Genomic DNA, 13,918 nt, shown 5'->3' on the forward strand with positions numbered 1-13,918 from the left:
AAAGCGGTATTCCGAAGAATACCGCTTCACAGGCACATGTATCGTTAATGGATACAATGGAGTCTCATCAAAGCCCGCAAACTATGAGTGGCACCTCACAGTATTACATCAGCATTTGACGAATATCAGCGATAACTGCTGCAATAAACGCAGTAAAGCGCGCTGCATCAGCACCGTTGATCGCCCTATGGTCATAGGATAGCGACAACGGCAGCATTTGCCGTGGCACAAAGTCGCTACCATTCCATACAGGCTTCATGCTGGCTTTCGACACACCCAGAATCGCAACCTCCGGCGCATTTACGATCGGCGTAAAGGCAATACCACCAATTGAGCCCAGGCTCGAAATAGTGAAACAGCCACCTTTCATATCATCCGCTGTCAGTTTCTTCTTCTGCGCACGCGCAGCCAGGTCTGCAGTAGCATCTGCCAGTTCCCAGAGCGATTTCTGGTCAACATCACGTACTACGGGCACAAGTAGTCCGTCTGGCGTATCTACCGCAAATCCAATATGAATATATTTCTTCTGAATCAGCTTGCCACCGTCTGGGTGCAGAGATACGTTAAATTGAGGGTATTTCTGCAGTGCATAGGCACAAGCTTTCAGAATAAATGGCAGAGGCGTCAGTTTAGAGCCGCGCTTCTCTGCTTCGCCTTTCATTGACTTACGGAATTTCTCCAGCTCGGTGATATCCGCTTCGTCAAATTGTGTTACGTGTGGCACGTTCAGCCAGGAGCGGTGCAGGTTCATTGCACCCACTTTTAGCAGACGACCCATCGGCTTCTCTTCAATCTCACCAAACTGGCTGAAGTCTACCGCTGGGATTGGTGGAATACCGGCACCGCCCGCTGCAGCTGCCGGAGCGGCCGCTTGCTGAGGTGCAGACTTCACCTGCTGCATCACTTGCTTCACGTAAGCCTGAACGTCTTCTTTCAGGATACGACCACGAGGACCGCTTGGTGTGACATCCAGCAGATCAATACCAAACTCACGGGCGGTCATACGTACCGCAGGACCGGCATGGACTTTACCTGTCTTACGACCGCTTTCAGCAGATGCTACTGGTGCAGCAGCAGGCGCGGCCTGAGTCACTGTGGATGCAGCCGCAGGAGCTGAAGTGGGTGCCGGAGCAGCTGCAACAGGCTGAGCGGCTTGTGCAGGAGCCGCTTCCATCACTTCCATTACACCAACCAGGTCACCCTGATTTAAGGTTTGGCCTTCTGTGATATTAAACTCAACCAGCTTGCCTTTATAAGGCGCAGGTACTTCCATGGTCGCTTTGTCCGTTTCCAGAACCAGCATGCCGTCTTCGGCATCCAGCTCATCACCAACGGAAACGGATACTTCGATCACAGGCACATCGTTGTTACCGCTCAGATCCGGTACAAAGATCTCTTTACGTACAGGACCGGCAGCAGGTGCAGCTACTGGAGCAGGTGCTGCTGTGGATGCAGCTTCAACCGCTGGAGCCGCTGCCACAGGAGCTTCTGCCGGTGCAGGCGCTGCTGCACCCACGGTTTCAACACGTAGGATCTCGCTGCCTTCGGTCACTTTGTCACCGGTATTCACCAGGATCTCAACAACCTTACCGGCAACGGGTGCAGGGACTTCCATAGAAGCCTTGTCTGATTCCAGTACGATGACGGAATCTTCTTCAGCAATCTCATCACCCACAGCGACGCTGATTTCGATCACTTCAACTTCACCGCTGTCACCGATATCCGGTACGCATACGGTTTCAACTGATGCTACAGCAGGCGCTGCTGGAGCAACAGGTGTAGGTGCTGGAGCTGCTTCGGCTACCGGTGCTGCGGCCTCAACAGACGCAGCTGCGGGTGCTTCTGCCGCACCTTCAATTTCCAGTTCCAAAATGTCATGACCTTCGCTAACACGGTCACCCACGCTCATTTTAATCGCTTTGACCACACCCGCTTTCGGGCTGGGTACGTCCATGGAAGCCTTATCAGACTCCAGAACAATCAGTGAATCTTCCGCATCGATCTTGTCACCCACTGCAACACAGATCTCGATCACTTCTACATCACTGTCTCCGCCAATATCTGGCACTTTGATGATTTCGGTACTCAAAGCTCTCGCTCCTATAATCTGTCTGACTGAGCCTTGTCCAGGTGTGCATTTTTCGTTTTGTGCACAGCTGTCATATCTATTGGGACAAGGCCATCTACCTGTTCTGTTATATGTTGCCGGTTATGCGTGATAACCGGCAATATCCTTCAGGGAATTAGCTAGGTGTTAGCTAAGGAATTAACAGGTCAGTGGGTCACATTTTTCTGGGTTGATGTTGTATTTAGCAATCGCTTCGGCAACCACTTTACGCTCGATCTCACCACGCTTAGCCAGAGACTGCAGTGCAGCCACCGCCACGAAGTAACGATCCACTTCGAAGAAGTGACGCAGCTTCTCGCGAGTATCGGAGCGACCGAAACCATCAGTACCCAGTACACGGTAATCCGTCGGGATAAAGCTACGCACCTGATCTGCATGCAGTTTCATGTAATCGGTCGATGCGATGACAGGACCCTGGCGACCTTTCAGGCAAGAAGTAATGTATGCATCTTGCTCTTCTGCTTCTGGGTGCAGGAAGTTCTGACGTTCAACGGCCAGACCATCACGGCGCAGCTCATTAAAGCTGGTCACACTCCAGATGTCGGCTTCAACGCCGAAATCTTCTTTCAGCAGCTCAGCACCGGCGATCACTTCACGCAGAATGGTACCGGAACCCAGCAGCTGAACTTTACGCTCTGCTTCGCCGCCTTCCTGCAGCAGGTACATACCCTTGATGATGCCTTCTTCAGCACCTTCAGGCATAGCAGGCTGCTCGTAGTTCTCGTTCATTGCGGTCAGGTAGTAGAAGCAGTTTTCTTTCTCTTCGTACATGCGACGCAGACCGTCCTGTACCACTACCGCCATTTCGTAAGCGTACGCTGGATCGTAAGTGACGCAGTTTGGAATGGTGCCTGCCATCAGGTGGCTGTGACCATCCTGGTGCTGCAGACCTTCACCATTCAGCGTTGTACGACCGGCAGTACCACCCACCAGGAAGCCCCGTGCCTGAATGTCACCGGCTAACCAAGCGATATCACCGATACGCTGGAAACCAAACATAGAGTAGTAGATGTAGAACGGGATCAGCGTGTAGTTGTGGTTACTGTAACTGGAACCCGCGGCGACCCACGCAGACATTGCACCGGCTTCAGAGATACCTTCTTCCAGGATCTGACCTTGCTTGTCTTCGCGGTAGTACATGATCTGGTCGGCATCTTCAGGCTTGTACTTCTGACCTTCAGAGGTGTAGATACCCAGCTGACGGAACATGCCTTCCATACCAAAGGTACGGGCCTCATCCGGTACAATGGGTACCACACGTTCACCGATCGCTTTGTCTTTCACCAGACCGGACAAGATGCGGACAAAGGCCATTGTCGTGGAGATTTCACGACCGTTAGAGCCTTTCAGCTGCGCATCAAAGATCTTGTTGTCCAGTCCCGGTACTTGCAGTGCTTCAAAGTTCGCACGACGGGCTGGCAGATAACCACCCAAACGTGCACGCTGAGCCTGCATGTACTGCATCTCAGGGCTGTCATCAGATGGCTTGTAATACGGTACGTCTTCCAGCTGCTCATCGGTCACTGGAATACCAAAACGATCACGGAACTTCTTCAGGCCCGCAATCTGCAGAGACTTCACAGAGTGGGTGTCGTTTTTCGCTTCGCCATCTTCACCGATACCGTAGCCTTTAACGGTATGGGCCAGAATAACGGTAGGTCTGCCGGTGGTGTTCACTGCTTCATGGTAAGCGGCGTACACTTTGTATGGATCGTGGCCACCACGGTTCAGACGGTAGATATCTTCATCAGACATATCCTTAACCATGTCGGCCAACTCAGGATATTTACCGAAGAAGTGCTCACGGGTGTAAGCGCCACCTTTCTGTTTGTAGTTCTGGTATTCACCGTCAACGGCTTCATCCATACGTTTCTGCATGATGCCTTTGCTGTCACGCTCAAACAGAGGATCCCAGAAGCGTCCCCAGACCACTTTGATTACGTTCCAGCCTGCGCCACGGAATACGCCTTCCAGCTCATCCATAATACGGCCGTTACCACGAACAGGGCCGTCCAGGCGCTGCAGGTTACAGTTGATCACGAAGATCAGGTTGTCCAGCTTCTCACGACCGGCCAGAGAGATTGCACCCAGAGTTTCCGGCTCATCACACTCACCGTCACCCAGGAAAGCCCAGATCTTACGATCCTGCATCGGCTTCTTACCACGGCTGTCCAGGTACTTCATCACATGAGCCTGGTAGATCGCACCCAGAGGACCTAAGCCCATGGATACGGTTGGGAACTGCCAGTAATCCGGCATCAGCCAAGGGTGTGGATAAGAAGAAAGGCCATCGCCATCCACTTCCTGACGGAATTTGTCCAATTGGTCTTCGCTCAGGCGACCTTCTAGGAAAGAACGGGAATAGATGCCTGGTGCGGTGTGACCCTGAACATAAATCAGATCACCTTCGAAATCATCTTTCGGTGCACGGAAGAAGTAATTAAAACCTACATCGTACAGGGTGGCGCTGGACATAAAGCTTGAGATATGGCCACCAATACCCGGGTTCTTCTTGTTGGCCCGCATCACCATAGCCATGGCGTTCCAACGAATCACGGAACGGATACGACGCTCCATAAACAGATCACCCGGCATACGGGCTTCACGGTGAACCGGAATCGTGTTGCGGTGTGGTGTCGTCACTGAGAAAGGGGGTTGCGCGCCATCGCGACGCAGACGGTTACCCAGTTCGCTCAGCAGGAACTGCGCGCGATCTTCTCCCTCGCGATCCAATACAGAATCAAGTGATTCCAGCCATTCCTGGGTTTCAATTGGATCAAGATCTGCTCGTGTATCCAGACTCATATTATCAACTCTCCGCATTTTTCCGATTCAGCCATTCCACAGATCATGTGGTTTGTTTTTGTGATGTGCCTTAAACCTGCTCTCAGGCAGTTTGTAGTTAATTTACACCACAAATGTTGCAGGCTTTTTAATCTGTTGTAGCGTTGTGAACTTTTCTTTCACAGGCTACGGCCAATTTATATCGCTTGTGCGAGATACAAATCTCGTTGCAGGCCCCGTGAATATTCAGCCCCACGGAACCCTGGGCAAAAACCTTTACAATAAAGGGTGACCCTTTAGTTCTTGTAAAAATACTACAAAAAAAATCCAAAGACAAAAAAATGCATGGCTGAAAAGGGTATTTACAGTCATAAAATTGCAAAGAAATGACTTGGATTCGCCTTAACATCCTGTTGTTATCAGTATTTCCAGAAAAACGAGACAAAATTACACGCTATAACCAGTAAGGTAGTCAAATCAGAGCTAACGCTCTTAATCGAGTGCTGCTATAGGCTTGACAAACATCCTCAAAAACTCGAGAAGCGATGTTACACGGGCAAGATCTTAACCCCGGCCTAACCATGCTGCACCTCGCACACCACTGGAGTCACCGTATTCAGGCGCAACGATTTTTGTTAGCACCTGATCACTGAAGACAAACTCCGGCAGGTCACGCTGTATATGAGTGTAGACTAAATTGATATTACTGATACCCCCTCCCAGAACAATAATGTCTGGATCGAGGATATTAATGACATTGGCCAAGGCCGCCGCCAGCTGACGGCTGTAGAGCTTGAGCGTTCGTAAGGCTCGATCATCACCTGCCATCGCTTGAGTGGCAATGAGCTTGGCATCAGGCAGTGCATGATGAATGTGATTCAGCTCGGCATGAGTACGACCCAGGCCAGGGCCAGAGAGAAAAGTCTCGATACAATTGACTCTGCCGCAGTAACAGGGGCGAGGCGCAAATTGGTCAACGACATTGACTGGCATAGGATTATGCCCCCATTCACCCGCGATACGATTTATACCCTGAATCAGCTGCTGCTTGATGACCAGGCCACCGCCAACACCCGTGCCCAGAATAACACCAAAAACATGGTTATAACCTCGGGCAGCACCATCCATCGCCTCCGACAGGGTAAAACAGTCCGCATCATTGGCTATCAAGACGACTTTTTTGAGTCGATCCTGCAGATCTGCCCACAAAGGCTGATTATTTAGGCAAGTAGAGTTGCAGTTTTTCATCAAACCGGTTTTTGCCGAAATCGCACCGGGGGTGCCGATGCCTAGACAATCAAAATGACCAAATTGAGATTCAGCCCAAGTTACCAACACATTGATCGCATCCAGAGTGGCTTCGTAATTGCCTTGGGGTGTCGACAAGCGCTCTCTAAACAGCCCTCTACCCTGCTTATCCAGTACAGCGGCTTCTATTTTGGTGCCGCCCAAGTCTATACCTAAGTACATCACTCTCTCCTGAATTCTGAACGGTTTGATGCCTGTGTTGGTCCGGATACTTAGCCTGCGGAATCCCTCTAAAAACAGGTCTGCATCTTCGCCAGTGGATGGGATTCTGCCGACCCCTTCAACTGGTGTACAATTCACAGTGTATTACCAATAAAATGAATAACCTACTGTTCAAATCATACCCTATCAAACGGCTCATTTAGCCGCTTGTATACAGGATAGACCTGTTACAGAACAGTAAGTGCAACTCAGTAAAGCATAGTGCGATCTTGCATAAATCGGCCAAAGGTGACCCTGAATGAGTTTTCTGGATACTCTGCAACGCCACATGGATACTTTTAATCAGCTGCAATCTTTTGAGGCTGCAGTGAACAATCTGGCCGATCAGGTAGAACACTGTATTAAACAAGGCGGCAAAGTTTTGTTTATGGGTAACGGTGGTAGTGCAGCGGATAGCCAGCATCTGGCTGCGGAGTTTGTCGTGCGCTACAAGAAAGAGCGTCCGACCATGGCCGCGATTGCACTGACGACGGATACCTCTATTCTGACCGCTCACTCCAATGACTATAGCTTTGATAGCGTCTTTAGTCGTCAGATTGAAGCATTGGCCAGACCGGGCGATATTGTGATTGGCCTGTCGACTTCGGGCAACAGCCCGAATGTGATCGACGGTATTGAGCAGGCCAAAAAGGTTGGCTGTATCACTTATGCCTGGACTGGAGAGAATGGCGGTAAGCTGCTAAATGTTGCCGACGAAACTTTCCGTATGCCCTCCAGTGAAACCGCTCGTATTCAGGAAGCTCATATGCTGATTGGTCATTGGTTGTGTGAAGAGATGGATGAGCGTTTCAGTTGAGGCAGAGCTGAACCGGAATCCTTCTGATTAAAAAGCGCCGGTGTGGTGACCCCGGCGCATTAGTCTCTTAGTGACGAATCGCCATAAAAATATCAAAAAAGGTAGTTGGCTTTTCAATCTCCAAAGGGATATGAAGACGTCGTGCAATATCCGTTGCTGAAATTAAGCCTCTGATTTGCTCTTCCTCTTGATCAACCACCAAGCAATGCTGTTGGCGGTTCTGTTTCAGTGTCTCCAGTAGCAGGTCAATCGTTGCCTGACTCAGGGCGGTATAATCTAATGCCATCAACTGGCTTCTGGGAATCATCAAATCCTGAACTTTGACTTCATCCCGCGTCATGCCACCGGATTGCTGAACCTGGAAAAATTGCTGATCATCCAGTTCATTAAGGCTGATGATACCAACCAGTTCTCCATCTTGATCAACAACAACTTTCATACGAACGTGAGCCTTGCGCATCAGGGATTCCGCATGCATTGCAGCCAGATTGTGCATAACGGATTGCGGCACATGCTTTTTAAAATCAGTAAAAACAGACAGTGCTGAATCGGCAGGGCTTAAATGATGAAACTCTTCTGGATGCACCAAGTGATAGTCCGCACCCACAGGCAGAAGTTCTAATGTTTTCATAAACACACCACTCAAAATTAGACAAATAATAAACTCGATAACGATCAGATATGCGTTACGAGAGGCCAGGAGGAGCCCGGATAAGGGACTGGCAATATGACGTAAAATTGAAAGTGGTATTAACGCTTAAAAAGGAAGGAGAGCGTCCGGTTTCTTTCAGGACTAACGAATAGGTTGTCGCCCGTCCCGGGTCACCGTTATCTAAATCGGCAAGATCTGGAGCAAAGCTTGATACAGCAGCTGTAACTGCGCACTGATGGCTCTTTTCAACACTGTGGGCCTGAGGTGACACCAAAGTAGTGAAGAGCAGGGTGAGAACCAAGCTTAGAGAAATGTATAAAGGCCGAATTTTCATAGATCAATTCCGCTGGGCTGTAGTCACAGATTAGATCGAACCCAGCAGAACTGCAATACTTTAGTTATAGATTAGGTGACTGAAGTTATTTGACTTCTTCGCCGTGGGCTTGCTTATCCGCATGGTAAGAGGAGCGCACCAGAGGGCCGGAAGCCACATGCTTAAAGCCCAGTCCCTCGGCAATCTCACGCAGCTCATCAAACTCAGCGGGTGGTACCCAGCGGTCGATTGGCAGGTGGTTTTTCGAAGGCTGCATATATTGACCCAGGGTCAGCATATCTACATTATGGGCACGTAGATCTTTCATCACCTCGATCACTTCCTCTTTGGTTTCACCGACACCCAGCATCAGACCGGATTTGGTTAATACCTCAGGGCAGCGTTCTTTGTACTGTTTCAGCAGGTCCAGAGACCACTGGTAATCTGCCCCTGGGCGCACCTTGCGATACAGCGCCGGTACGGTTTCCAGATTGTGGTTAAACACATCCGGCGGCGTCTCTTGCAGGATATCCAGTGCAATATCCATACGGCCACGGAAATCCGGTACCAGAACTTCAATCTCGATGCTGTCCATACGCTGGCGGGTTTCAGAGATACAATCCGCAAAGTGCTGAGCACCGCCGTCACGCAGATCATCACGATCCACAGAGGTAATGACCACATATTTCAGACGCATATCCGCAATGGCTTCCGCCAGTTCACGCGGTTCATCTTCATTTAACGCTTTTGGACGGCCATGGGCCACGTCGCAGAACGGACAGCGACGGGTACAGATATCGCTCATGATCATAAAGGTAGCAGTACCACCATTGAAGCACTCGCCCAGGTTTGGACATGAGGCTTCTTCGCACACTGTATGCAGTTTACGCGTACGCAGTGTGTTTTTAATGCGTTTTGCTTCTTCAGAAGCGTACATACGCACCTTCAGCCATTCCGGCTTACGGGGTATCTCTTCCGTTGGGATAATTTTTACCGGGATACGGGCGACCTTTTCGGCACCGCGCAGTTTAACCCCTTCTTCTGCCTTGCTACGTGCTTGTGCGGCTTTGGCTTTTGCTACGCTTTTGGCGATATCAGCATTATCAGAGCGTGTTTCACTCATAAATTAATCCAGCCCTTTATATTCTATTATTTGCGGGTTACCCAGTCCTGCCACCAGGTAATCTAGCACCCATTGTGTTGCTTGCTCAGGGGTCACCTGAGGAGCCACTTCTGCCAGTTGTGTCATGCGCATGCCCTGGTATCCGCAAGGGTTGATACGCAAAAACGGCGTCATATCCATATTCAGATTAAACGCCAGACCATGAAACGAACAGCCCCGGCGAATTCTTAAACCCAGCGAGGCGATCTTAGCCGATGTATCGTCAATATCCACATAGACACCTGGTGCATCCGGTTTGGCATAAGCTTCAACACCGGACTTTTTCAGTGCATCCACAACAGACTCTTCCATCAGGGTTACCAGGTGACGCACACCACTGCCCAGACGTTTTACATCCAGTAGCAGATAAACCACCAGCTGACCGGGACCATGAAAGGTGACCTGACCACCGCGATCTACCTGTACCACAGGAATATCACCGGTATCCAGAATATGCTCCGCTTTACCTGCCTGTCCCTGAGTAAATACCGGTGGATGCTCCAATAACCAAATCTGATCCGGTGCATCGCTATCGCGGGTATTGGTGTAGTCCTGCATACGCTTCCAGGTCTCTTCGTAAGGCACCTGCCCTAAATAATGCACCTGAATGTTCGCCTGGGGTTTTATGCCTGGTTGGGATTTTGCTGTATCGCTCAAGGTCGTCTCCTGATCAGATGACCATCTGTACGCGACCTGTTGCTTTCAGGTCTTCAAAAATCGCTTTTAACTGAGGCTCACCTGTAGCGGTGATAATCACGCGCACCGATTGAAAACGACCATTGCTACTTTCCTGCATGCTGACATCTTTCTCGTGAAAGCGAGCGTGTTTTTCCACAATGCTCAATACCAGCATTTTATAGTCCGGTGCAGCTCGACCGATAATCTTAATAGGATAAGCACAAGGGAATTCAATTTTAGGTGCTTCTTGGTTACTCATCGTTTTTACCTTCAGAAAACGACAGACGGGGCCTATTTGCCCCGTCCTTTTGACATAAATATACGTGATTTACTCAGTTTTGGAGCTCACATGGACGAATACCCTGTGTTATGGGGGCTCGTCCAGTAGATTTCCAGCGCTAATTTTATTTCAAGCAGATACTATTCCAGACATGGCCTATTTCGGAGATCAGTTTTCAATATGACAAATAAGTTTTAGCCTACCAGCTCGGTGAAGAACATCACGATGCTGTCCCACAGGCGCTTAAAGAATCCACCTTCCTGTACAGATTCCAGTGCAACCAACGGGCGCTCCGCCAGCACTTCACCATCAAGACTGATTTGCACCACGCCAAAGTTTTGGCCTGCCTGAACCGGTGCTTTAATCACCTTGTTAACATTCAGTTTTGCTGTCAGTCTCTGGGCTTGGCCGCGGGGAATAGTCATATAAAGATCATCTTTGATGCCTAGCTTGACCTTCTCTTTCTCTCCGGCCCACAGGCGTGGCTCATTCAGCACATCACCTGATGAGTAAGGCTTAAGAGTTTCAAAGTAACGGAAGCCATAAGCCAGTAGCTTTTGGCTTTCACGGGAGCGGGCTTCATCACTCTTAGTGCCCATCACAACCGAGATAAGGCGCATATCGCTACGACTGGCAGATGCCACCAGGCAGTAACCTGCTTCTTCGGTATGGCCTGTTTTCAAACCATCTACAGATTTATCACGCCATAACAAGCGGTTTCGATTAGGTTGGCGAATGCCGTTATAGGTAAAGTATTTCTCAGCGTAAACACTGTACTGTTCGGGAAAGTCCTTGATGATATGATCGGCCAGTAAGGACAGATCACGTGCTGTCGAGAAGTGGCCATCAGCAGGCAGGCCGGTAGCATTGGCATATTGGGTATTTTCCATGCCTAACACGCGAGCTTGCTGAGTCATGAGATCGGCAAATGCATCTTCGCTACCGCCGATGTGTTCTGCCACGGCAACACTTGCATCATTACCGGACTGAATAATAATGCCTTTCAGTAGATCGGATATCGCAACGGAGTCACCCTCTTTAATAAACATACGTGATCCTGGTGCTTTCCAGGCTTTTACACTAATACGTACCTTATCTTCAGGGGTAATACTACCTTTCGCGATTTCCGCTTCCACCAGATAAGCCGTCATCATTTTTGTTAAGCTGGCTGGTGGCAGTCGCTTGTCCGCATTGTGTTCGACCAGAACGCGGCCGCTGTCGGCATCCACCAGAATATAGGAGTTGGCGGCCAGCTTAGGTGCTGCAGGAATCAGTGCAGCAGCCTGAGCTGTTATAGAAAAGAGTAAGCTTAATGTGGTCGCGATAACTACAGTTTTGGCTTGTAACTGCCTAAAAATCCTCATGATAACAGACTCTTACCTTTTCTCTTTGTTGAGTTTTACAAACGTAGTGTTTTACTGGGTCTTAGATTATAACATGTTGAGATAATTCCGCATGGATCAAGACCGAGTGTCCACCTCGAAAACGATAGGGTTGGCAAAACCTTCCTTTGCCAGCATATTCATCAATATCTGCAGTTCTGAGCGTGTCGCAACAGGGCCAATTTGAACCTTGTACAACATACGCTGATTCACTTCTGATGATATGATGCGAACGCTCTGGGAGGTTTTTTTACCGAGATTAGCGCTAATCCGTCGCGCAGACTCAGGCTTACCCATAGCCGCAACCTGCACTATTACAGGGGGGGTCAGTGCATTAAATTTAGGGTTCATGCCACCTTTCCATGTGACAGGGTCAATAGCCTCTACGCGTACTTTAGCAGTGCCTTTCTTAATCATATCTAAGCGAATTGCTGCAGCATAAGACAGATCAATGATGCGATCATCATGGAAAGGGCCGCGATCATTAACCCGCACCATTACCTGACGTCCGTTCTCCAGATTGGTCACCAGAACGTAGGTTGGCAGTGGTAGGCTCTTGTGAGCTGCAGAAAGCTGATACATATCATAGACTTCGCCATTGGATGTATCATAGCCATGAAATTTTTTACCATACCAGGATGCCGTGCCTTCAGCCTTATAACCCAAACTGGAAGGCATAATCTCGTACTGTTTGCCCCATACGGTATAGGGTGAACGATTACCCTTGGCGCTGGGCGGTTCATACACCAGTGTAAGTTCTTTAATCTTGCTGGTGTCAAAAACCTCATCAGGTGCTTTATCCTGAGTCAGGGCATAGCGGGAGCTTGAATTGCTCTCATTTTCAGCACCACTCTGTCTTTGATTAACTTTGTCACCGCTACAGGCTGCAAGAAACACAGTGAATAGTGCTAAGCCAGACTTAAGGCTGTAACTGTTACCTGTACTCATTCTTGCTGATCAGCCTTCTTGATTGCCTGACTAAGTTGATGTACAGCCATGGCGTACAATCTGCTGTGATTATAACGTGTAATAACGTAGAAGTTGTTCAAACCTAACCAGTGTTCTGTACCCCGTGCACCTTCAAGTTTGATAGCATTAGCCATGCCTTTATAATCAGTTTTCTGCAGACTTGTGAAGCCCAGTTGAGCCAGCTGACTCACCGTATGTTCTGGCTTCAGGCTTTTGTTCAGTACTTCTTTGTAGGCTTCGCCTTCAGCTTTGACTTTCATGACGACTGGTTGGTTTTTTTCCCAGCCGTGTACTTTGAAGTAATTGGCCACGCTGCCGATCACATCTGCGGGGTTATCCCAGATATTGCGCTTGTTATCGCCATCAAAGTCGACGGCATAAGCCCGGAAGCTGCTTGGGATAAACTGAGGCATACCCATGGCCCCTGCGTAGGAACCTTTCAGGCTAAAAGGGTCAACGCCCTCTTCGCGGGCGAGAATCAGGAACTCTTTCAACTGTTTGCGGAAAAACTCAGCACGGGGTGGATAGTCAAAGCCAAGAGTGCTTAGGGCATCCATGACACGGTAGCTGCCAGTAATACGGCCATAGAAAGTTTCGACGCCAATAATCGCGACAATCACTTCCTTATCCACGCCGTATTTCATCTCTGCCCGTTCCAGAAGGGCTCTATGCTTGCGCATAAACTGGACGCCTTGGTGCGTGCGCTTCGATGTCAGAAAGATCTTACTATACTCTTTCCAGGTTAGTCTGCGTTCTGCCGGACGGGAGATGGCATCCAGAATGCTTTGCTTTGTCTCTGCCTTGGTCAGCAACCCCTGCAGCGCTTCGGGATCAAATTCATGATCCTTGACCAGCTCATTAATAAAGTCATTCACTCTTACCTGGCGTTCATAGCCTTGTTGAGAGTTGTCTGCAGATGTGGTGTCTTTTGTCTCAGTATTTGCGGTTACCCAACCGGCAGGTAGCAACAACGCTAGCATACCGGCATTTTTTAACCAGCGTGATACTTTTACTGAGCTCACAATCTTTTGTCCCATGCTTTACCGTTCCAAGCCATATATCTGTTAGTGGCGCGTTGTAAGTAAGTTCGCCACTCTACCAAACAGAAAAATGAAAAACATTATTATTTTGTATCTTCTGAGTACGGACTCAGATGTTATTCACAAAACCCAACTCTCTGTCTTTAAAACTATTTATGTATCAATCAATTTATGATCGCTATTCTTCACACGTGATAGGCTATT

The 13,918-nt window shown here is 49.2% G+C and carries 11 protein-coding genes; 1 reads left to right on the forward strand and 10 read right to left on the reverse strand.

Annotated features, from left to right (window positions below):
* Window positions 1-103 precede the first annotated feature (103 nt).
* From aceF to H579_RS0105100, 3 genes are all read right to left on the reverse strand, one after another.
* On the reverse strand, window positions 104-2,089 hold the full coding sequence (aceF, locus tag H579_RS0105090; RefSeq protein WP_028299787.1) for a pyruvate dehydrogenase complex dihydrolipoyllysine-residue acetyltransferase: 1,986 nt from the start codon (window positions 2,087-2,089) through the stop codon (window positions 104-106).
* A 177-nt stretch (window positions 2,090-2,266) separates the two neighbouring features.
* Entirely contained in the window at window positions 2,267-4,933 is a 2,667-nt protein-coding gene (gene aceE / locus H579_RS0105095; RefSeq protein WP_028299788.1) for a pyruvate dehydrogenase (acetyl-transferring), homodimeric type, read from the reverse strand.
* A 543-nt stretch (window positions 4,934-5,476) separates the two neighbouring features.
* On the reverse strand, window positions 5,477-6,382 hold the full coding sequence (locus tag H579_RS0105100) for an ROK family protein (protein ID WP_028299789.1): 906 nt from the start codon (window positions 6,380-6,382) through the stop codon (window positions 5,477-5,479).
* Window positions 6,383-6,680: 298 nt separating this feature from the next.
* Here H579_RS0105100 and H579_RS0105105 point away from each other — a divergent pair, with 298 nt between their 5' ends.
* Entirely contained in the window at window positions 6,681-7,238 is a 558-nt protein-coding gene (locus H579_RS0105105) for a D-sedoheptulose-7-phosphate isomerase (protein ID WP_028299790.1), read from the forward strand.
* Window positions 7,239-7,305: 67 nt separating this feature from the next.
* Here the strand turns inward: H579_RS0105105 and H579_RS0105110 are convergent, their stop codons facing one another.
* The 7 genes from H579_RS0105110 to mltB all read right to left on the reverse strand — a co-directional run bounded on the left by H579_RS0105110 (window position 7,306) and on the right by mltB (window position 13,696).
* On the reverse strand, window positions 7,306-7,869 hold the full coding sequence (locus H579_RS0105110; protein ID WP_028299791.1) for a CBS domain-containing protein: 564 nt from the start codon (window positions 7,867-7,869) through the stop codon (window positions 7,306-7,308).
* A 440-nt stretch (window positions 7,870-8,309) separates the two neighbouring features.
* Window positions 8,310-9,326 (reverse strand): lipoyl synthase, encoded by a 1,017-nt coding sequence (gene lipA, locus H579_RS0105115; protein ID WP_084623949.1) that lies wholly within the window; start codon window positions 9,324-9,326, stop codon window positions 8,310-8,312.
* A gap of 3 nt (window positions 9,327-9,329) precedes the next feature.
* Window positions 9,330-10,022, reverse strand: a complete 693-nt coding sequence (gene lipB / locus H579_RS0105120) for a lipoyl(octanoyl) transferase LipB (protein ID WP_425411334.1) — start codon at window positions 10,020-10,022, stop codon at window positions 9,330-9,332.
* 13 nt (window positions 10,023-10,035) lie between these two features.
* Window positions 10,036-10,302: an HP0495 family protein gene (locus tag H579_RS0105125; protein ID WP_028299794.1), complete on the reverse strand. Its 267-nt coding sequence runs from the start codon at window positions 10,300-10,302 to the stop codon at window positions 10,036-10,038.
* A gap of 215 nt (window positions 10,303-10,517) precedes the next feature.
* Window positions 10,518-11,687, reverse strand: coding sequence for a D-alanyl-D-alanine carboxypeptidase family protein (locus H579_RS0105130; RefSeq protein ID WP_028299795.1), 1,170 nt, complete (start codon window positions 11,685-11,687; stop codon window positions 10,518-10,520).
* A gap of 96 nt (window positions 11,688-11,783) precedes the next feature.
* The gene (locus tag H579_RS0105135) at window positions 11,784-12,653 is read right to left on the reverse strand and encodes a septal ring lytic transglycosylase RlpA family protein (protein ID WP_028299796.1); all 870 of its coding nucleotides are present in this window, start codon (window positions 12,651-12,653) and stop codon (window positions 11,784-11,786) included.
* Window positions 12,650-13,696 (reverse strand): lytic murein transglycosylase B, encoded by a 1,047-nt coding sequence (gene mltB, locus H579_RS24290; RefSeq protein ID WP_245583215.1) that lies wholly within the window; start codon window positions 13,694-13,696, stop codon window positions 12,650-12,652. The genes H579_RS0105135 and mltB overlap by 4 nt, the downstream gene beginning before the upstream one ends.
* Between the last annotated feature and the right edge of the window lie 222 nt (window positions 13,697-13,918).

The organism is Oceanospirillum beijerinckii DSM 7166 (assembly GCF_000422425.1).
GTDB lineage: Bacteria > Pseudomonadota > Gammaproteobacteria > Pseudomonadales > Halomonadaceae > Oceanospirillum > Oceanospirillum beijerinckii.